Below are 18,761 nucleotides of genomic sequence, written 5' to 3' on the forward strand. Positions count from 1 at the left end.
GCACCGTCGAGGTATACGGAGCCGAGCCGCCCGGGGGTGTCCCGTGCTGCCCGGCTCCCCCACAGGGAGAGGCACCCGCCGATCATGAACGTCCGCCGCAGCGCAGCGGTCCTGGCCGCCGTCGCCGTGATCGGCGCCGCCACCCCGGCCGTCGCCGACCCGTCCCCGTCGCCCTCCCAGGCGTTCCCCTCCGCCCTGTACGGCGACAAGGACCCGAAGTACGACGGTGTCTGGCGCCAGTCGCTCGCGCTGCTCGCGCAGGACACCGTGGGGGTGAAGCCTGCGCAGAAGTCCGTGCAGTGGCTGGTGCGCCAGCAGTGCGCGGACGGCGGCTTCGCCTCCTACCGGCCCGATCCCACCACCGCGTGCGACGCCAAGACCATGCTCGACACCAACGCCACGTCCGCCGCCGTGCAGGCCCTGGCCGCGCTCGGCGGGCACGACGGCACCACCCGCAAGGCCGTCGGCTGGCTGAAGTCCGTGCAGAACAAGGACGGCGGCTGGGGTTACTCGCCCGGCGGGGCCAGCGACACCAACTCGACGTCGGTCGTCATCGGCGCGCTCGCCGCCGCGGGCGAGAACCCGGACCGGGTCGAGAAGGACGGCAAGTCGCCCCACGAGGCGCTGCTGAAACTCGCCCTGCCCTGCGGCGGGGACGACGGCGGCGCCTTCGCCTTCCAGCCGGACAAGAAGGGCGAGCTCGCCGCCAACGCGGACGCCACGGCCGCCGGTGTGCTCGGCGCCCTGGGCAAGGGCATGGTCGTCGAGCCCGGCAAGAAGTCCGAGGCGACCTGCGAGAAGGCCACGACGCCGCGGCAGGCGGCGGCGAACGGCGCGGGCTACCTCACCGCCGCCCTCGCCGAGGACGGCAACCACCTCATGTCCGCCCTGGCCGGTGCCGAGCCCCAGCCCGACTTCGGCAACACCGCCGACGCGGTCGTCGCGCTCGCCGCGCAGGGGAACACCGCGCAGGCGGAGACGTCCGTGCGGTGGCTGGAGAAGAACTCCGCTTCCTGGGCCGCGCAGAGCGGTCCGGCCGCCTACGCCCAGCTGATCCTCGCCGCCCACGCGACGGGCACGAACCCGCGCGACTTCGGCGGCGCGGACCTCGTCAAGCAGCTGGGCGCGACGGGCCCGGCCCCGCAGGCCGCCGGGAAGACCGCGACCAAGTCCTCGGCCGAGAAGGAGGACTCCGGCTCGGACTTCTTCGGGGTCTGGTGGTACGTCGGCGTCTGCCTGGTCGCCGGCATCGGCATCGGCTTCCTGTTCACCGGCCGCAAGAAGCAGCAGCTGTGATCCGCCGGGTCTTTCTGCTCCTCCTGGCCTCGCTCCTGCTGTGCGCGGGCGCGGGCCAGGCCCAGGCCGCCGGTTACCGGTACTGGTCGTTCTGGGAGCGCGACGCCGGCCGCTGGGTCTACGCCACCCAGGGCCCGTCCCAGGCCCGCCCCTCGGACGGTGACGTCCAGGGCTTCCGCTTCGCGGTGAGCGAGGACTCCGCGAGCGCGGTCCGGCCGCGAGGCACCGCCGACTTCGCGGCGATCTGCGCGAAGACGCCCGCGCAGGACGGCAGGAAGCGGGTGGCCCTGGTCATCGACTTCGGCACCCCCTCGGACGCGCCCCGGGACGAATCCCCGCCCGCTGCCCGCACGGCCTGCGCCCGGGTCTCCCCCGACGCGACGACGGCCGAGGCCCTGGCCGCGGTGGCCAAGCCGCTGCGCTACGACACCAACGCCCTGCTCTGCGCGATCTCGGGCTATCCGCGGAAGGGCTGCGGCGAACAGGTCTCCCAGCAGCAGCGAGAGCGCAAGCCGGCTGCGGAGCAGAACTCCCCCTCGGACGACGGGCCGTCCCTGGGCCTGATCGGCGGCATCGCCGTGGTGGTGGTCCTGGGCGGCGCGGCGATCTGGCAGGTACGGCGGCGTGACTAGCAGCCCTCGGCGTCCAGGCCGGGCTCAGCTCCACCCCGGAGCCTGGTGGCTCTGGGCGCTGGCCCTCGGTACCGCGGCCACCCGCACCACCAACCCCCTGCTCCTCGCCCTCCTCATCACGGTCTCCGCCTACGTCGTGGCCACCCGCCGCCCGGACACCCCCTGGTCCCGCTCCTACGGCGCGTTCGTGAAACTCGCCCTCGCCGTGATCCTCGTCCGCCTGCTCTTCGCGACCGTCCTCGGCTCCCCCGTCCCGGGCACGCACACCCTCCTCACCCTCCCCGAACTGCCCCTCCCCGCCTGGGCCCAGGGCATCCGCCTCGGTGGCGAGGTGACCGCGGAGGCCCTCACCTTCGCCCTGTACGACGGTCTGAGACTGGCCACGCTCCTCATCTGCGTCGGCGCCGCGAACGCCCTCGCCAACCCCTCCCGCCTCCTGAAGTCCCTGCCGGGCGCCCTGTACGAGCTGGGCGTCGCGGTCGTCGTCGCCCTCACCTTCGCCCCGCACCTCATCGCCGATGTCCGGCGCCTGCGCGCCGCCCGCCGTCTGCGCGGCCGACCGGACAACGGCATCAGGGGCCTGCTGCAGGTGGGGCTCCCGGTCCTGGAGGGCGCGCTGGAGCGCTCGGTCTCCCTGGCCGCCGCGATGGACGCCCGCGGCTACGGCCGTACCGCCCGGGTTCCGCCCGCCGTACGCCGTACCACCGCCGCCCTCACCCTCGGCGGCCTGCTGGGCGTCTGCGCGGGAACGTACGGCGTGCTCACGGCCGAGGGCGCCGCGTACGGCCTGCCCGTGCTGCTCGCCGGTCTCACCGCTGCCCTCGCGGGCCTGAAGCTCGGCGGCCGCCGGTCCGTGCGCACCCGCTACCGCCCGGACCGCTGGGACGTGCGCGCCTGGCTGGTCGTCGGCTCCGGCGTCGCGGTCGCGGCCCTGCTCGCCCTCGCCGCGTCCCGCGACCCCGCGGCCCTGCACCCGGGCGTGGTCCCCCTGGTCGCCCCCACCCTCCCCCTCTGGCCGGCCGCGGCCGTACTCCTCGGCCTGCTGCCCGCGTTCGTCGCCCCCGACCCCGAGGAGCCGTCGTGATCCGCTTCGAGGATGTCTCCGTGACCTACGACGGGGCCGCCGGACCCACCGTCCAGGGCATCGACTTCGAGGTCCCGGAAGGCGAACTCGTCCTGCTGGCGGGCCCGTCCGGCGTGGGCAAGTCCACCGTCCTGGGCGCGGTCGGCGGACTCGTCCCGCACTTCACCGGCGGCACCCTGCGCGGCCGGGTCACGGTCGCCGGCCGCGACACCCGCACCCACAAGCCACGTGAACTGGCCGACGTCGTGGGCACGGTGGGCCAGGACCCGCTCGCCCACTTCGTCACCGACACCGTCGAGGACGAACTCGCCTACGGCATGGAGTCGCTCGGCCTCGCCCCGGACGTGATGCGCCGCCGCGTCGAGGAGACGCTCGACCTGCTGGGCCTGGCCGGTCTGCGCAACCGGCCGATCGCCACCCTTTCCGGCGGCCAGCAGCAACGCGTCGCGATCGGCTCGGTCCTCACCCCGCACCCGAGCGTCCTCGTCCTGGACGAGCCGACCTCCGCGCTCGACCCGGCGGCCGCCGAGGAAGTGCTGGCCGTCCTGCAGCGGCTCGTCCACGACCTCGGCACGACGGTCCTCATGGCCGAACACCGGCTGGAACGCGTCATCCAGTACGCCGACCAGGTCGTCCTCCTGCCCGCCCCGGGCGCCGCCCCGGTGGTGGGCCCACCGGCCGAGGTGATGGCCGTGTCCCCGGTGTACCCCCCGGTGGTGGCCCTGGGCCGCCTGGCGGCATGGACCCCCCTCCCCCTGACGGTCCGCGACGCCCGCCGCAAGGCAGGACATCTGAAACAACAGCTGGAAGACGCCGCCCCCGAGGGGCGCGGGGAACTGCGCGACAAGCCACGGACGACCCGCACCCGCGAGCGATCCGCACACCCCACCCCCATAGGCGAAGTACGAGCCCTCTCGGTCACCCGCGCCCGCGTCCAAGCCCTCGACCACATCGACCTCACCATCACCCCCGGCGAGACCATCGCCCTCATGGGCCGCAACGGCGCCGGAAAGTCCACCCTGCTCAACGCCCTGGTCGGCCTGGTCAAACCCAGTTCGGGAACCGTCCTGCTCGGCGAGGCCAAACCCCACCGCACCGCCCCGAAGGACCTCGTCCGCAAGGTCGGCCTGGTCCCCCAGGAACCTCGCGACCTGCTCTGCGCCGACACCGTCACCGCCGAGTGCGCGGCGGCCGACAAGGACGCGGGTGCGGCCCCCGGCACCTGCCGGGTCCTGGTCTCCGAGCTGCTGCCGGGCGTCACGGACGACGCCCACCCCCGCGACCTCTCCGAGGGGCAGCGACTGGCACTCGCCCTGGCCGTGGTGCTGACCGCCCGGCCCCCGCTGCTCCTGCTGGACGAGCCGACCCGGGGCCTGGACTACGCGGCGAAGGCCCGGCTGGTGGCGGTGCTGCGCGCGCTGGCCGCCGACGGGCACGCCATCGTCCTGGCCACGCACGACGTGGAACTCGCGGCCGAGCTCGCCCATCGGGTGGTGCTGCTGGCCGAGGGCGAGGTGATCGCGGACGGCCCCACGGCCGGGATCGTGGTCTCCTCGCCGTCCTTCGCCCCGCAGGTCACCAAGATCCTGGCACCCCAGCGCTGGCTCACGGTCGCCCAGGTCCGCGCGGCCCTGCACCCCGAGGCCGGCTGATGGGCACCTCGACGGCCCCCCAGCGGCAGGCCCGGGCCGTCCGTCTCGGTCCGCGCTCCGTCATCGCCCTGGTCCTGGTCGGCGCGGTGGGCGTCGCCGCCTTCACCTGGCCCTTCCTCACCCCGCCGAACTCGCGGATCGGCGCGCACGCGCAGGACGCGCCCTGGCTGTTCGCGGGCCTGCTGGTGCTGCTGGTGGCGGTCGTGGCCGCGGCGGTCTCGGAGTCGGGGCTGGGCCCGAAGGCGGTCGCGATGCTCGGCGTGCTGGCCGCCACGGGGGCGGCCCTGCGGCCGATCGGGGCCGGCACCGCCGGTATCGAGCCGATGTTCTTCCTGATGGTGCTGAGCGGCCGGGTGCTCGGGCCGGGCTTCGGGTACGTGCTCGGCTCGGTGACGATGTTCGCGTCGGCGCTGCTCACGGGCGGGGTCGGGCCGTGGCTGCCGTTCCAGATGCTGGCGATGGGCTGGTTCGCGATGGGCGCGGGCCTGCTGCCCGGCCCGGACCGGCTGCGCGGCCGGGCCGAGCTCGCGCTGCTCGCCGGTTACGGTTTCCTCGCCGCGTTCGCCTACGGCACGGTGATGAACATGGCGGGCTGGCCCTTCATGGGCGCTCTCGCCTCGAACGTGGCCTTCGACCCGCACGCACCGGTGGCCACGAACCTGGCCCGGTTCGTCGCCTACTGCGTCGCCACGTCGCTCGGCTGGGACCTGGGCCGGGCCGTCGTCACGGTCGTCCTGACCCTGGCCCTCGGCCCCGCGGTCCTCAGGGCGCTGCGCCGGGCCACGCGCCGGGCGGCCTTCGAGACGCCGGTCACGTTCGAGGCGTCGGGCAGTGAAGCGCCCCACATGAGCCGCGTCACGTACGAAGCCGATTAGGAGGGACAAGGTCCCGGTCACACGGCCGGTGGCGGGCCGGACATGCGGCCCGGCCTAGTAAGACGGGCTTTGCGGGCGCGGCCGCGGCCCTGTTTCCCTGGACGACCAGGCGGCGGCCCCCTGATCCCCGGGGCCGCCGCCTGTGCCATGTCCGGACCGGTACGTCAGCCCGTGCTGACCGGCAGCTCCTTCACCCCGTTGATCCACGCCGACCGCAGGCGCCGCGGGTCCCCGACGAGCTTCAGCCCGGGCATGGCGTCGGCGATCGCGTTGAAGATGAGGTTGATCTCCAGCACGGCGAGGGACTTGCCCAGGCAGTAGTGCGGGCCGCCGCCGCCGAAACCGAGGTGCGGGTTGGGGTCGCGGATGACGTCGAAGGTGTCCGGGTCGTCGAAGACCTCGGGGTCGTGGTTGGCCGAGGCGTAGAACAGGCCCAGCCGGTCGCCCTCGCGGATGCGCTTACCGCCGAGTTCGGTGTCCTGGGTGGCCGTGCGCTGGAAGGCGGCCACCGGGGTCGCCCAGCGCACGATCTCCTCCGCCGCCGTCTGCGGCCGGTCGCTCTTGTACAGCTCCCACTGGTCGGGGTGGGTGAGGAAGGCGTGCATGCCGTGGGTGATGGCGTTGCGGGTGGTCTCGTTGCCCGCTACGGCGAGCATCAGCACGAAGAAGCCGAACTCGTCGGAGCTGAGGTTGCCCTCGTCCTCCGCCGCGACGAGCTGGGTGACGATGTCGTGGGCCGGGCACTGCTTGCGGTCGGCGGCCATGTTCATCGCGTAGGCGATGATCTCCGTGGCCGATTCGGCGCTGACCTCCTCGGTGATGGCGTACTCGGGATCGTCGTAGGCGATCATCTTGTTGGACCAGTCGAAGATCTTGTCCCGGTCCTCCTGGGGGACGCCCATCAGCTCGGCGATCGCCTGCAGGGGCAGTTCGCAGGCGACCTGGGTGACGAAGTCGAACGGCCCGGTGTGTGCGCCGGCGGACGCGACGATGGCCCGGGCCCGCGCCCGCAGCCGGTCCTCCAGCGCCCGGATCGCCCGGGGTGTGAATCCGCGCTGCACGATCTGCCGGACCCGGGTGTGCTCCGGGGGGTCCATGTTCAGCAGGATCAGCCGCTGTGCGTCGATGGAGTCGCGCTCGATGTGCTCGTTGAAGCGGATGATCGCGGTGTTGAGGGACGACGAGAACAACTCCGGGTGCGTGGAGACGTACTTGACGTCGGCGTGCCGGGTGACGGCCCAGTAGCCCTCGTCCTGGAATCCGGCGAGACCGGCCCGCTGCGGCACCCAGCAGACCGGTTCGGCCCGGCGCAGTTCGGCGAACTCCGGCAGGGGGACGCGGTGGTGCAGCAGGTCGGGGTCGGTGAAGTCGAACCCGTCGGGCAGCGCGGGACAGGGCATGGGCGGCTCCCACCATTCGTACCGGCTCATCGCTCTGACGGCCCATCAGCTGTGCGGAGTTGCGGTGACGGTAGTAACGGGTTCTACAAGTCGCAAGAGGCACGGGCCCGCCAATTGCCCGCACGACTATTGCGGTCACCGAGCGGCCCTCAGCACACTGCTTGCAGAACTAGAACGCGTACTAGTTCCGCTGAGCCTCCCGGAGAGGACCCGCACCCATGGCTGCCGAACCCGTGATCGTCGAAGCCGTACGCACCCCGATCGGCAAGCGCGGCGGCGCGCTCGCCCATCTGCACCCCGCCTACCTCCTGGGCGAGACCTACCGCGAACTCCTCGGCCGCACCGGCATTCCCGCGGACTGCGTCGAGCAGATCGTCGGCGGGACGGTCACCCACGCCGGCGAGCAGTCCATGAACCCCGCGCGTACGGCCTGGCTGACCATGGGGCTCCCGTACGAGACGGCCGCGACGACCGTCGACGCGCAGTGCGGGTCCTCCCAGCAGGCCTCGCACATGGTGGCCAACATGGTCGCGGCGGGCGTGATCGACGTCGGCATCTCCTGCGGGGTGGAGTCGATGTCGCGGGTGCCGCTGGGGTCGGGCTCGAAGCACGGGCCGGGCAAGCCGTTCCCGGACGAGTGGAACGTGGACCTGCCCAACCAGTTCGAGGCGGCCGAGCGGATCGCCCGCCACCGGGGTCTGACCCGTGAGGACGTCGACGCGCTGGGCCTCGCCTCTCAGGAACGGGCCGCGCACGCCTGGGCGGAGGAGCGTTTCAAACGGGAGACGTTCGCGGTCCAGGTCCCCACGACCGAGGAGGAGCAGCATGCCGGGCAGGGCATGTGGCGCCTGGTCGACAAGGACGAGGGCCTGCGCGACACGACGGCGGAGGGACTGGCCGCCCTCAAGCCGATCATGCCGACGGCCGTGCACACGGCCGGCAACTCGTCCCAGATCTCCGACGGGGCGGCGGCGATCATGTGGGCGTCGAAGCGGATGGCCCGGGCGCTGAAGCTGAGGCCCCGGGCCCGGATCGTGGCCCAGGCGCTGGTCGGTTCCGACCCGCACTTCCACCTCGACGGTCCGATCGACGCGACGAACGCCGTGCTGGGCAAGGCCGGGATGTCGTTGAAGGACATCGACCTCGTGGAGATCAACGAGGCGTTCGCGTCCGTGGTGCTGAGCTGGGCGCGGGTCTTCGACCAGGACCTGTCGAAGGTGAACGTCAACGGCGGCGCGATCGCGCTCGGGCACCCGGTGGGAGCGACCGGGGCCCGGCTCATCACGACGGCCCTTCACGAACTGGAGCGCGCGGACAAGGAGTTCGCGCTGATCACGATGTGTGCGGGGGGCGGTTTGGCCACCGGCACGATCATTCAGCGGTTGTAGTCGTCGTCCACTTGACGAAGGTGGTGAACGCGGCGGGGTCGAGGGTGAGGATCGGTCCCGCCGGGGTCTTGCTGTCGCGTATGGCGACGGTGACCTCCGGGGTTTCGGCGACTTCGAGGCACTGGCCGCCTTGGTCACCGCTGTACGTCGACTTACGCCACTGCATCTCCATAGCGTTCCTCCATTACGCGCCGGATGAGCTCCGCCGAGTCGTTGAGGGAGAGTGCGGCGGCCCGGAGGTGATCGTAACGGAGCGAACACTCCGTGACCGTGTGCGGGTTGGCGGTCGGATGCCCGCTGTCATACCCCTCCGTGTAGACGATGGTGGGGTCACCGGAGAAGCGGTAGATGTCGAACGAGCCTTGCAGTCCCGCGTGCACACCCGCTGCGAAAGGCAGCACCTGAATGTTGATCCGAGGGTTGCTCTCGAAGGACAACAGATGCACGAGTTGTCCCCGCATCACATCCCGGCCACCGATCTCCAAATGCAACGCGGCCTCACTGAGGACCGCCCAGAAGACCGGTGGGTGCCTCTTCTCGAAGACGCGCTGCCGAGCGAGCCGAACCGCCGTACGGTCCTCTAGGTCCCTCTTGTGCAGTGCACCGAGCACGGCTCGTGCGTACCCCGGAGTCTGGAGGAGCCCGAGGACCATGTGCGTCTGGAAGGAGCAAACCTCCGTGGCCTGCATCTCCAGCTCCGCCACCTGCTGGAACCAGGCCGGCAGCCGACTCCGCAGCACCAGCTCGACGAGCCGGGAAAACATGCCGTCCGTCCCCAGCGCCGCATCCGCCCGTTCGCTGAACTCCGGCGTCGGAACCTTGCGGGCCGTCTCGATCTGACCAACCAGCGAGCCGGTGTAGTTGAGGATGTCCCCCAGCTGCCGCTGCGTCAGCCCGGCCGCCTCCCTGTGCCGCCGTAGCTCGTAGCCGTAGTAGTCCAGCGGGGACGCACCCGGGTCGAGGGCGTTGATGTTGGTCACGCAGAGCCCCTCTCACGCAACCCCGTCCACCATGGGACGGGTTGTATCCGTTCCGTTGCCGAGCGTAGTCACCACACGTCAGCCTCGTCCCGTGAACGAATACTTTCCCGCCCAGTACGCGATGCGCCTCACCGTCGGTGAACACGCCCCCCGGCACATCCGCCGCATCGTCCGCTCGTTCCTCGGCGAGTGGGGCATGCCCGAGCTGTCGGACACCGTGGAACTGGGCGTGACCGAGCTGCTCGCCAACGTCGTACGGCACGTCCCGGACCGGCGCTGCGCGCTGCTGTTGCTGCGGCAGCGCACCGGCGTACGGGTGGAGGTCACGGACGGCAGCGATGAACCCTGCACACCCGCCACGCCGGACGCGGAGTCCGAGAACGGGCGGGGGCTGCTCCTGCTGGACGCGATGACCGACAAGTGGGGCGTGTCGCTGTGGTCGGGGGGCGGGAAGACCGTGTGGTTCGAGTGCGGGACAGAAGACGTCAGCAGCCTTGGAGAGCCGGCCACGGGCAGGCGTCGTTCGGATTCCATCCCTGCCGGTGATGGCGGCGCCCACGACGTTCCCGGCAGCGTCGACGAGGATGACCCGCGCGCCGGCTTGCAGCAACCCCTCGCCACTGGGCCCGGCTTCACGACACAGTTGCCACCACGCGTTGAACGGTGAAGCCGCCGACGGGAAGCAGATGGACGAGACCACCGCCCGCCACGGCCGTGTCAATCGCGAGCGGCGCTGCGGAGGCCGCGCAAAGTGGAGCCGAGCGCACGCAGCGCCGGCGTCGCGGCGGCGAGTGCGGCACGGTCATCGGCGGGCAGCGCGGCCAGGGCGTCGGCGAACAGGGCGGCCCAGGCATTCTCGATCCGCGCCATTCCGTGCTGGGCATCCAGCGTCGGGTACAGCCGAACGGCTCGACGGTCATGAGGGTCGGTCTCGCGGCGGACCAAACCCTGAGCGACCAGGCCGCGCACGGCTGTACTGGCATTGCTCCCGTGCAGCCCGAGTTCGCGCGCGAGTGCGCCCGTTCCTGTACCCGGGGACTCCAGCACATAGTGCAGGACCTCCAGTTCCGACGGCGGCAACGGAAGCAGTCCCGCCTCGTCGGTCCCGCGCAGCCGCAGGATGCGAGCGAGGGCATAGATCGCGGGGGTCAGCTGCCTGGCTTCGGACAGCAGCGCATGGTCGTGGAGTTCGGCATCACCCTTGGTCACCATCCCATCGTAGCTTTTCCTATAGATATATAGCTATAGTCATCACGCTTGCCGGCCCTTCCTTCCCCCGGAGCGACGATGACCTTCCATGCCCCCACCCGAGCGGGCCAGTCGGTGCCGAAGCCGACACCCCCGCCGGGCCGTCTCACCGCGACCCTCGCGCTGCTGTCCTTCGTGATCCCACTGTCCACGGACATGTACCTCCCGGGCTTTCCGGCCATGGTCCGGGATCTGTCCACGGATGCCGCCGGAGTCCAACTCACCCTCACCGCATTCCTCTTCGGGCTCGCCGCCGGCCAGCTTGCACTCGGCCCCCTCTCCGACCGGTACGGCCGCCGGAAGCCGATCCTCATAGGAACCGGCATGTGCACACTGGCCACGGCGCTGTGCGCCGTCGCCCCGTCGCTCGAACTCCTGACCGGCCTGCGGTTCCTCATGGGATTCAGCGGGGCCGCGGGTGTAGTCGTCGGCCGGGCCGTGGTCTCAGACGTGGCGTCCGGCACGGCCGCCGCGAGGATCTTCGGCATGCTGATGGCCCTGGGCGGCATCGCCCCCATCGTGGCGCCGCTGGCCGGCGGGGCGATAGTGAACGGCTCCGGCGGTTGGCGCACGGTCTTCTGGGTGCTGGCCGGCGCCTCCGCGCTCATGTTCCTGGCCGCGTTACTCCTCGTTCCGGAGAGTCTGCCTGCCGAACACCGGCACGCCGGCGGCATCGGCACCACGCTCAAGGCCGCCATCTCGGTCCTGACCGACCGCTTCTACCTCGGCTACACACTCGCCTTCTGCTTCGCCAGTGCCGCCCTGTTCTGTTACATCGCCGCTTCACCCTTCCTGCTGCAGAACGTCCTGGATCTCAGCGTCGGCGAGGCATCCATGGCCTTCTCCGTCGGCGCCTTCACCGCCACCGCCTCCAGCGCCGCCGCGACCCGCCTCGTCAGCCGCTACGGTTCTCGGCCCCTGCTGAACACCGGACTGGCCGCGCTACTGGTGTCGAGCGCCACCGCCCTCCTCGTCACCGCCACCGGAAATCTCAACCGGGTGTGGGCCCTCGGCTTGGTCGGCATCGGCTTCCTCGGCCTCGGGCAGGTCTTCGCCACCGCCACCGCACTCGCCCTCGAACGCGTGCCGCACGCGGCCGGTACCGGTTCGGCGGTCCTCGGCACGCTGCAGAGCGCGCTCGGCGCAGCCGTCGCTCCCCTGATGGGCATCGCGGGCGACCGGACCGTTATGCCGCTCTTCCTCGGCATGACCGGCTGCGCACTGATTGCCACGCTCGCACAATGGCTGACCAGGCAAGACCCGGATCTGGCGCGACGGAAGCGATAGCCGCGCAAGACGGCTGACAGTCGGGGTACGAACGAGCCATGCCGGCGTATGGGCCGCCCGCGCCTCCCGGAGCAGGGCGGCGGTGGACACCCGGGGCCCCGACAGCACGTAGGTCAGCGCGAATCCCGCCCCGACCACCGCCGCTCCCCCGGCCGCGTCCAGCACCCAGTGGTTGCCGGTCGCGACGATCGAAACCCCGGTGACCAGCGGATGCAGCACACCCAGCGCCTTCACCCACCACCGGCGCGACAGCACCGCGATCACGACGCCGCACCACAGCGACCAGCCGAAGTGCAGGGACGGCATGGCCGCGTACTGGTTGGTCAGGTGCGTGAGTGTGCCGTAATCGGGCCGGGAGAAGTCCTGGGTGCCGTGCACCGTGTCGATGAAGCCGAGCGTCGGCATCAGACGGGGCGGGGCCAAGGGGTAGAGCCAGAAGCCGACCAGGGCGAGCAGCGTGGCCAAGCCCAGGGCGGAGCGGGCCCAGCGGTAGTCGGCGGGGAGGCGCCAGTAGAGGACCGCGAGGACGGCCAGCGGGACCACGAAGTGGAACGACGTGTAGTACTGATCGAGGAAGTCCCGCAGCCAGTCCATCCCGACGACGTTGTGATTGGCCCAGCGCTCGATGTCGAGGTGCAGGACACGCTCGAGGTCGTAGACCTGCCTGCCGTGCTCCTCCGCCTCCGCCCGCCCCGCCGAGTTGCTGCCGCCGCCCGCGGCGAGGCGGACCTGGGAGTAGGCGGCGTAGGTGACGCGCAGGAGGAGCAGCTCCAGGAGGAGGTTCGGGCGGGTGAGGACGCGGCGCAGGAACGGCATCAGCGGCACGTGCCGGAAGCGGGCCGGGGCGGCGGGCGCGTACGCGACCGGCAACGGCGCCCGGTAGTACGGCGAGGAGCGGGACAGGAACGGCACGGCGGTGGCGGCGGCGAGGGCGGCCAGCAGGACGACGTTGTCGCGCAGCGGCCGCAGGAGCGCCATGTCCGGCAGCAGCATCCTGGTCGGCAGGGTCATGACCAGGACGACGGCGACCGGCCAGACGTAGCGGTCCGAGGCGCGGGTGCCGACCCGGCCGACGACCGCGAGCAGCACCCACAGCAGCTGGTGCTGCCAGGCCGTGGGCGAGACGACGATCGCGGCACAGCCGGTGATCGCGACGGCGAGCAGCGGCCGGCCGTCCCGGAAGCAGTGCACGGCCCGGCGCAGGGCGAAGACGGCGACGGCCGCGCCGAGCGACAGGAAGAGTGCGATCTCCACGGGGCCGTCCAGGCCGAACCGGAGCAGGGCGCCGTGCAGGGACTGGTTGGCGAGGTCGTCGGCCCGGCCGCCCAGGCCGGCGCCCGCCAGGTGGTGGACCCAGTACCGGGAGGAGTCGTGCGGCATCGCCGCCCAGGCGAGCCCGGTGCAGGCGGCGAAGGTGACACCGGTGGCGAGCGCGGCGCGTCTGCGGCCGGTGCACCACAGCAGGGGGGTGAACAGCAGCAGGGTGGGCTGGAGCGCCGCAGCGACACCGATGAGCAGGCCGCTGGTGCGCTGGCCGCGGACGGTGAAGCAGCCGAGCAGGACGAGCAGGACCGGGATGATGCTGGTCTGGCCGAGCGACAGGGTGCTGCGCACGGGCAGGGACAGCATGAGCAGACTGACGGCGACCGGCGCGGCCAGCAGTGCCGTGCGGCGGCCGACCGGCTGGGGCAGGGCGCGGGCGGCGGTCAGGCCGAGGGCGACGACGAGCAGCAGCGTGCCGAAGGTCCAGCCCCAGCCGAGGGCCTGTTCGGCCGAACGGGTGAGGGGCTTGAGGACGAGGCCCGAGAAGGGCGTGCCCGTGAAGCGGGTGGAGTCGTAGAGCGAGCCGTTGACGTGGAGCACGCCGTTCGGGCCGACCCAGGTCTCCAGGTCCGTCAGCCGCTCCCCGCGTGGGGTGGCGAGAACGGCGGCGACCTGCCGAGCGGCGAGGACGGCGGCGATCAGCCACAGCACGAGGCGGGCGGCGCGCAGGCGTGTGCGGACCCCGTCGACGGCCGTCGCTCCGAAGCCTTCCGCCGGTCGTCCGCCGTGATCCGCCTTCGCCACGCCTCATCGGCCTTCCGCAGCAGTTCATCCCACATATCCAGAATGCGTGGAAATCTCCTGCGAACCCTATGGGGAGCACGCGACCCCGGTAAGGAAGGCGCGAGCAGCCACGGACCATTGGCGACTGCACACGCAGGGAAGCGAGAAGGATCACATGAAGATCGGGTGGGAACCGCCGGGGAGGGGGCAGAAGCACCTGCACAGCGCCGGTTTACGTGCAGTGTGCAACGACTTGCACACCGCCCGTGAGCGGAGCAAATCCGCCTATCGTCGCTTATTCGGCCCGTACGACAGCGCCGCCGCGCGGGACCGCGTCCTTGCCCCCGTCGAAAGGTAGGCGAGCGAGCCTTGTCGACTGCCTCAGTCGCCACCCCTGCTTCCCTCGTGAAGACCCGCAAAGCGAAGACCCCCGACCCCACCGTCACCGACCCCGCGCTCGTCAAGCGCGCCGTGAAGGCGGCCGCGCTGGGCAACGCGATGGAGTGGTTCGACTTCGGCGTCTACAGCTACATCGCCGTCACGCTGGGCAAGGTCTTCTTCCCCTCGGGCAATCCCACCGCACAGCTGCTGTCCACGTTCGGCGCCTTCGCCGCGGCCTTCCTGGTCCGCCCCCTCGGCGGCATGGTCTTCGGCCCGCTCGGCGACCGCGTGGGCCGCCAGAAGGTCCTCGCCCTGACCATGATCATGATGGCGGCGGGCACCTTCGCGATCGGCCTGATCCCGTCGTACGCGACGATCGGCGTCGGCGCGCCGGTCCTGCTCCTGGTGGCCCGCCTCGTGCAGGGCTTCTCCACCGGTGGCGAGTACGCGGGTGCCTCCACGTTCATCGCCGAGTACGCCCCCGACAAGCGGCGCGGCTTCCTCGGCAGCTGGCTGGAGTTTGGCACGCTCGCCGGCTACATCGGCGGCGCGGGCCTGGTCACGATCATGACCGCCCTGCTCTCGGCCGACGATCTGACCTCCTGGGGCTGGCGCATCCCGTTCCTGGTCGCGGGCCCGATGGGCATCATCGGCCTCTACCTCCGGCTGCGCCTGGAGGAGACCCCGGCGTTCGCCGCCGAGGCGGAGAAGGCCGAGAACAACCGCCCGAAGACCCCGCTGCGCGAGATGGTCACCGGCCAGTGGCGCGCGCTGCTGCTCTGCGTCGGCCTGGTGCTGGTCTTCAACGTCACCGACTACATGCTGCTGTCGTACATGCCCAGCTACCTGACCGGCCAGCTCCACTACGACGAGACGCACGGCCTGCTGGTCGTCCTCGGTGTGATGGCCGTGATGATGATCGCCCAGCCGTTCGTCGGCGCGCTGACCGACCGGGTCGGCCGCCGCCCGGTGATCGCCACCGGCTGTGCCGGTTTCCTGCTGCTGTCCGTCCCGGCCCTGCTGCTGATCCGCCAGGGCAGCCTGCTCGCCGTCGCGCTCGGCATGGGCGCCCTCGGCATGCTGCTGGTGTGCTTCACGGCGGCGATGCCCTCCGCGCTGCCGGCGCTGTTCCCGACGAAGGTCCGCTACGGCTCGCTGTCGATCGGCTTCAATGTCTCGGTGTCCCTGTTCGGCGGGACCACCCCGCTCGTGGTCACGGCCCTGATCGGCGCGACCGGGAACATGATGATGCCCGCGTACTACATGATGGCCGCTGCCGTGATCGGCGGTTTCGCGGTGTGGCGCATGGCGGAGTCGGCGGGGCGTCCGCTGCCTGGTTCGGCGCCCTCGGTGGCGGGCCGACACGCCGAGTGAAAACCCGCTGACAGCGACCCGCGCACCAACTATCTTCGTCAGCGCCGGTAGTTAGGGATGCTAACTATGCTGACGAAAGGTAGAGGTGCATGAGCGAGTCGCACGTCTGGGACGAGGTCGACGCCTACTTCACCGCCCACCTCGCCCCGGACGACGAAGCCCTGGCGGCCACCCTGCGCGAGAGCGACGCCGCCGGGCTTCCGCACATCAACGTCGCCGGGAACCAGGGCAAGCTGCTCCAGCTCCTCGCCCAGATCCAGGGCGCCCGCCACATCCTGGAGATCGGCACGCTCGGCGGCTACAGCACCATCTGGCTGGGCCGCGCCCTGCCCTCCGACGGGCGCCTGGTCTCCCTGGAGTACGACCCCCGGCACGCCGAGGTCGCCGTCCGCAACATCGCCCGCGCCGGGCTGGAGAAGCTGGTCGAGGTGCGGGTGGGCCCGGCCCTGGAGTCGCTGCCCAAGCTGGCCGACGAGAACCCGCCCCCGTTCGACCTGGTCTTCATCGACGCCGACAAGGTCAACAACCCGCACTACGTGGAGTGGGCCATCAGGCTCACCAGCACGGGCAGCCTGATCGTCCTCGACAACGTCGTACGGGGCGGCCGGGTCGTCGACGCGGACAGCACCGCCCCGGACGTGACGGGCACCCGCGGCGCGATCGAGCTGATCGCCGCCCACCCGAGGCTGAGCGGCACGGCGATCCAGACGGTGGGCATGAAGGGTTACGACGGGTTCGCGCTGGCCCGTGTGCTGGCGTGAGGCCCCGCCGTCACACCTCGTGGTAGAAGCCCACGTTGACGCTGCGCGGGGCGGTGCGGTCCTGGACGATGATCTCGCCGCTGCCGCCCCTGGGCAGCGCGACGGTGCCGCCGTACGTCAGGGGCTGGGCGTACTCCCCCGACACCAGCCGCACTTCGGAGGACGGGTCGGGCTGGGAACCGCGCAGCCAGGTGACCTGCCAGGTGCCCTCCGGCCCGCACAGGAACTCCAGGTGGACGCGGGAGACGAACAGCCAGTCGTCCGGCGTGCTCAGCCGGCACACGGACTTGTCGCGGCCCACCCGCAGCACCGCACCCGGCTCGCTGGGCGCTTCGGCCATGAGCATGCCGGCCGTGGCGCCGGCCTCCGCCTCCGCGACGGTGGCCATGGTGAGTTCGAGCACGTGCGCTCCTCCTGAGACGTCCTGGTGGGTCTGCCAGGTTCTTGGCCCGCCGCATGATAAAACGCCCGGCCACGCGGTGTCCGGCACAATGGCCTCATGACCGAGCGAAAGCCACCGGGCGTCGACTTCGAGTCCTGGGTCGACAAGCAGATCCGTGACGCGGAGGCACGCGGGGAGTTCGACCGGCTGCCGGGCGCGGGCGCACCGCTCCCCCCTGACGTCGAGAGCACCTACGACGAACTGTGGTGGGTCAAACGGAAGATGGCCCGCGAGGGCTTCTCCGTCCTCCCGCCGGCGCTGGCGCTGCGCAAGGAGGCGGAGGACGCGTGGGAGGCCGCGCTCGCGGCTCCTTCGGAGCGGATCGTCCGGAAGATCATCGACGAGGTCAACGTCAAGATCCGCGAGATGATGTTCAAGCCGCCGCCCGGCCCCCCGCTGGGAAAGAAGCCGTACGACGTCGAGGACGTCGTACGGCGGTGGCGGGAGCGCCGGGCGGATCACTGACCGGGGGAATCACCCCGTGTCACACGTGCAGCAGCCTCTCGGCCAGCTCACGGTAGTCCTTCAGGGCCAGGCGGAGCTGCTCGGTGTCGGCCGACGACACGGACCTGCTCTCGCCGCCCTCCACGGACTGCCAGGAGTGGCGCAGGGTGCGGCGGCGCTGCGTCACGGCCTCGGTGAAGCGGGCCGCGATCTCCTCCAGCACGTGGTCGGCCTCCTCGACGGCGGCCCGGGGCCCGTCGACGAACCCGGCGACGGCGTGCTGCAGTTGCGCGCCGAGCTTGTCGCACTCCTCGTGGGCGAGGAGGTGGGCCCGGTTCTTCGCGGAGCCGGCCTTGTCGGGGCCGGTGCCGTGGTCGCCGCGGGGCACTCCGGACCCCAGCCGGTCCGCGTCACGCCGGTCCACGTCGGGCCGGTCCAGGTCGGGGCGGTCGGCGCGCCGGTCCGTGCCGGGCACATCGGTGCCGAGCGTCGCGGCGCGGTCCGCGTCGGTGCCGTGCGGGACGCCGCGGTCGGTGTCGGGCCCGGGGGTGGCGTCGCGGTCGGTTCCGGGGCCGTGGCCGGTGCCGTGGGGCTGTTCCGGGCCCCGGGCGGTCTCGTGGCGGCCCGTGTCCGGTGCGGTCGTGCGGCGGCCGGTGCCCAGCGCGCTCTCGCCGCGGGCGTCCGGCGCATCCGGCGTCTGGTCGCCGGGCGGTCGGGTCATGTCGGCCATTGTGCTCAACTCTCCTTCGCCTGGCGTCGGTTCATCGCCCACGGCAGGTGCCCGCCGCGGGCCGGGGCCTTGCGGCCGCCGTTCACAGCGGCGCGCTCACGGCCGCTGTCGTGCCGTCCGCCGGTGTGGCCGCCGCCGTCGTGGCGGGCCGGCTTCACCAGCTCCTCGAACAGGGCGCGGGCCGCGACGAAGGCCTCACGCATGTCTTCCGTACCCTGGCCGCCGTCACGGGCGTCCTCCGCCCGCAGGTGCGCCGCGCGGTGCACGCGCCGGTAGCCGTCGACGTGGTGGGCGTGGTGCACCGACAGCGCGGCCAGCTGTTCCTCGTACTGCCCGCCGTCCGGGAAGCCCCGGGCACCGGCGACCTCGGCGAGCAGCCGGTCCGCCTCGGCGACGGCCTCGCGCGGCGAGTCGACGAACCGCTCCTGGGCGGCCGTCCAGCGCGCCTCGAACTGCTCGCGCTGCGCCGGTTCCAGCGACCGCTCACGCAGACTGCCGTGGCGCTCCACGCGCTCGGTCAGTTCACGCTCGGCCGCTTTGGCGTCGCCGTCGTGCCGGGCGACGGCCCGGTCGTACTCGGGTCCGAAGCGCCGCTTCAGGCTCGGGCCCCGCCGAGGCCCTCGGGCGCGCAGAGTCATGACGGCCGCGATGATGACGACCGCCGCGATCACGATCAGAGCAATGATCAGGCCAGTGGACATGAATGCCTTCCGGGTTCTCGGCCCAACCGGCTCTCCTCGC

The 18,761-nt window shown here is 71.8% G+C and carries 17 protein-coding genes and 2 pseudogenes; 11 read left to right on the plus strand and 8 right to left on the minus strand.

All coding sequences use genetic code 11. The annotated features are described in order from the left end of the window. The first annotated feature begins 84 nt into the window (after window positions 1–84). The 5 genes from ADK65_RS22260 to ADK65_RS22280 are packed head-to-tail and all read left to right on the plus strand — an operon-like array spanning window position 85 to window position 5,539. On the plus strand, window positions 85–1,296 hold the full coding sequence (locus ADK65_RS22260) for a prenyltransferase/squalene oxidase repeat-containing protein (RefSeq protein WP_053672103.1): 1,212 nt from the start codon (window positions 85–87) through the stop codon (window positions 1,294–1,296). Beyond that, on the plus strand, window positions 1,293–1,928 hold the full coding sequence (locus ADK65_RS22265) for an SCO2322 family protein (protein ID WP_053672104.1): 636 nt from the start codon (window positions 1,293–1,295) through the stop codon (window positions 1,926–1,928). Before ADK65_RS22260 ends, ADK65_RS22265 begins: the two co-directional genes overlap by 4 nt. Further along, window positions 1,921–3,012, plus strand: a complete 1,092-nt coding sequence (locus tag ADK65_RS22270) for an energy-coupling factor transporter transmembrane component T (RefSeq protein WP_053672105.1) — start codon at window positions 1,921–1,923, stop codon at window positions 3,010–3,012. The genes ADK65_RS22265 and ADK65_RS22270 overlap by 8 nt, the downstream gene beginning before the upstream one ends. Continuing rightward, a complete protein-coding gene (locus tag ADK65_RS22275) occupies window positions 3,009–4,664 on the plus strand; it encodes an ABC transporter ATP-binding protein (protein WP_053672106.1) in 1,656 nt (551 codons plus the stop codon). The genes ADK65_RS22270 and ADK65_RS22275 overlap by 4 nt, the downstream gene beginning before the upstream one ends. Beyond that, the gene (locus ADK65_RS22280; RefSeq protein ID WP_053672107.1) at window positions 4,664–5,539 is read left to right on the plus strand and encodes an ECF transporter S component; all 876 of its coding nucleotides are present in this window, start codon (window positions 4,664–4,666) and stop codon (window positions 5,537–5,539) included. The genes ADK65_RS22275 and ADK65_RS22280 overlap by 1 nt, the downstream gene beginning before the upstream one ends. A 164-nt stretch (window positions 5,540–5,703) precedes the next feature. Here ADK65_RS22280 and ADK65_RS22285 read toward each other — a convergent pair whose 3' ends face one another. Beyond that, complete coding sequence (locus tag ADK65_RS22285) at window positions 5,704–6,939, minus strand: cytochrome P450 (RefSeq protein WP_053672108.1); 1,236 nt, start codon at window positions 6,937–6,939, stop codon at window positions 5,704–5,706. 218 nt (window positions 6,940–7,157) lie between these two features. Between ADK65_RS22285 and ADK65_RS22290 the strand changes: the two genes are divergently transcribed. Continuing rightward, a complete protein-coding gene (locus tag ADK65_RS22290; RefSeq protein WP_053672109.1) occupies window positions 7,158–8,327 on the plus strand; it encodes a steroid 3-ketoacyl-CoA thiolase in 1,170 nt (389 codons plus the stop codon). Here the strand turns inward: ADK65_RS22290 and ADK65_RS22295 are convergent. Continuing rightward, window positions 8,311–8,493 (minus strand): DUF397 domain-containing protein, encoded by a 183-nt coding sequence (locus ADK65_RS22295; RefSeq protein ID WP_234352924.1) that lies wholly within the window; start codon window positions 8,491–8,493, stop codon window positions 8,311–8,313. The two genes, ADK65_RS22290 and ADK65_RS22295, sit on opposite strands and share 17 nt — an antisense overlap. Beyond that, the gene (locus ADK65_RS22300) at window positions 8,480–9,307 is read right to left on the minus strand and encodes a helix-turn-helix domain-containing protein (RefSeq protein WP_053672111.1); all 828 of its coding nucleotides are present in this window, start codon (window positions 9,305–9,307) and stop codon (window positions 8,480–8,482) included. Before ADK65_RS22300 ends, ADK65_RS22295 begins: the two co-directional genes overlap by 14 nt. Window positions 9,308–9,398: 91 nt before the next feature. Between ADK65_RS22300 and ADK65_RS39810 the strand changes: the two are divergent. Continuing rightward, a pseudogene (locus ADK65_RS39810) lies at window positions 9,399–9,785 on the plus strand (ATP-binding protein); the annotation flags it as partial. Window positions 9,786–10,024: 239 nt separating this feature from the next. Here the strand turns inward: ADK65_RS39810 and ADK65_RS22310 are convergent. After that, the gene (locus ADK65_RS22310; protein ID WP_053672112.1) at window positions 10,025–10,519 is read right to left on the minus strand and encodes a MarR family transcriptional regulator; all 495 of its coding nucleotides are present in this window, start codon (window positions 10,517–10,519) and stop codon (window positions 10,025–10,027) included. 75 nt (window positions 10,520–10,594) lie between these two features. Between ADK65_RS22310 and ADK65_RS22315 the strand changes: the two genes are divergently transcribed. Continuing rightward, a complete protein-coding gene (locus tag ADK65_RS22315; RefSeq protein WP_053672113.1) occupies window positions 10,595–11,842 on the plus strand; it encodes a multidrug effflux MFS transporter in 1,248 nt (415 codons plus the stop codon). A 54-nt stretch (window positions 11,843–11,896) separates the two neighbouring features. On the opposite strand, the pseudogene ADK65_RS22320 reads toward ADK65_RS22315, so the two are convergent. Further along, a pseudogene (locus ADK65_RS22320) lies at window positions 11,897–13,909 on the minus strand (bifunctional glycosyltransferase 87/phosphatase PAP2 family protein); the annotation flags it as partial. A 348-nt stretch (window positions 13,910–14,257) separates the two neighbouring features. Between ADK65_RS22320 and proP the strand changes: the two are divergent. Together proP and ADK65_RS22330 are read left to right on the plus strand one after the other, a co-directional pair. After that, entirely contained in the window at window positions 14,258–15,643 is a 1,386-nt protein-coding gene (gene proP, locus ADK65_RS22325; RefSeq protein ID WP_053672114.1) for a glycine betaine/L-proline transporter ProP, read from the plus strand. A gap of 89 nt (window positions 15,644–15,732) precedes the next feature. Beyond that, window positions 15,733–16,404, plus strand: a complete 672-nt coding sequence (locus ADK65_RS22330) for an O-methyltransferase (RefSeq protein ID WP_053672115.1) — start codon at window positions 15,733–15,735, stop codon at window positions 16,402–16,404. Window positions 16,405–16,414: 10 nt separating this feature from the next. Here ADK65_RS22330 and ADK65_RS22335 read toward each other — a convergent pair whose 3' ends face one another. Next, the gene (locus ADK65_RS22335; RefSeq protein WP_053672116.1) at window positions 16,415–16,807 is read right to left on the minus strand and encodes a hypothetical protein; all 393 of its coding nucleotides are present in this window, start codon (window positions 16,805–16,807) and stop codon (window positions 16,415–16,417) included. A gap of 96 nt (window positions 16,808–16,903) precedes the next feature. On the opposite strand from ADK65_RS22335, the gene ADK65_RS22340 reads away from it, so the two are divergent. Continuing rightward, a complete protein-coding gene (locus tag ADK65_RS22340) occupies window positions 16,904–17,311 on the plus strand; it encodes a DUF1992 domain-containing protein (RefSeq protein ID WP_053672117.1) in 408 nt (135 codons plus the stop codon). Between the two features lie 19 nt (window positions 17,312–17,330). Here the strand turns inward: ADK65_RS22340 and ADK65_RS22345 are convergent, their stop codons facing one another. Together ADK65_RS22345 and ADK65_RS22350 are read right to left on the minus strand one after the other, a co-directional pair. Beyond that, a complete protein-coding gene (locus tag ADK65_RS22345; RefSeq protein WP_420709062.1) occupies window positions 17,331–18,011 on the minus strand; it encodes a hypothetical protein in 681 nt (226 codons plus the stop codon). 14 nt (window positions 18,012–18,025) lie between these two features. Next, a complete protein-coding gene (locus ADK65_RS22350; protein WP_053672119.1) occupies window positions 18,026–18,721 on the minus strand; it encodes a hypothetical protein in 696 nt (231 codons plus the stop codon). Window positions 18,722–18,761: the final 40 nt, after the last annotated feature.

This window comes from Streptomyces sp. NRRL B-1140, assembly GCF_001280065.1.
In the GTDB taxonomy this organism is placed as follows: Bacteria; Actinomycetota; Actinomycetes; order Streptomycetales; family Streptomycetaceae; genus Streptomyces.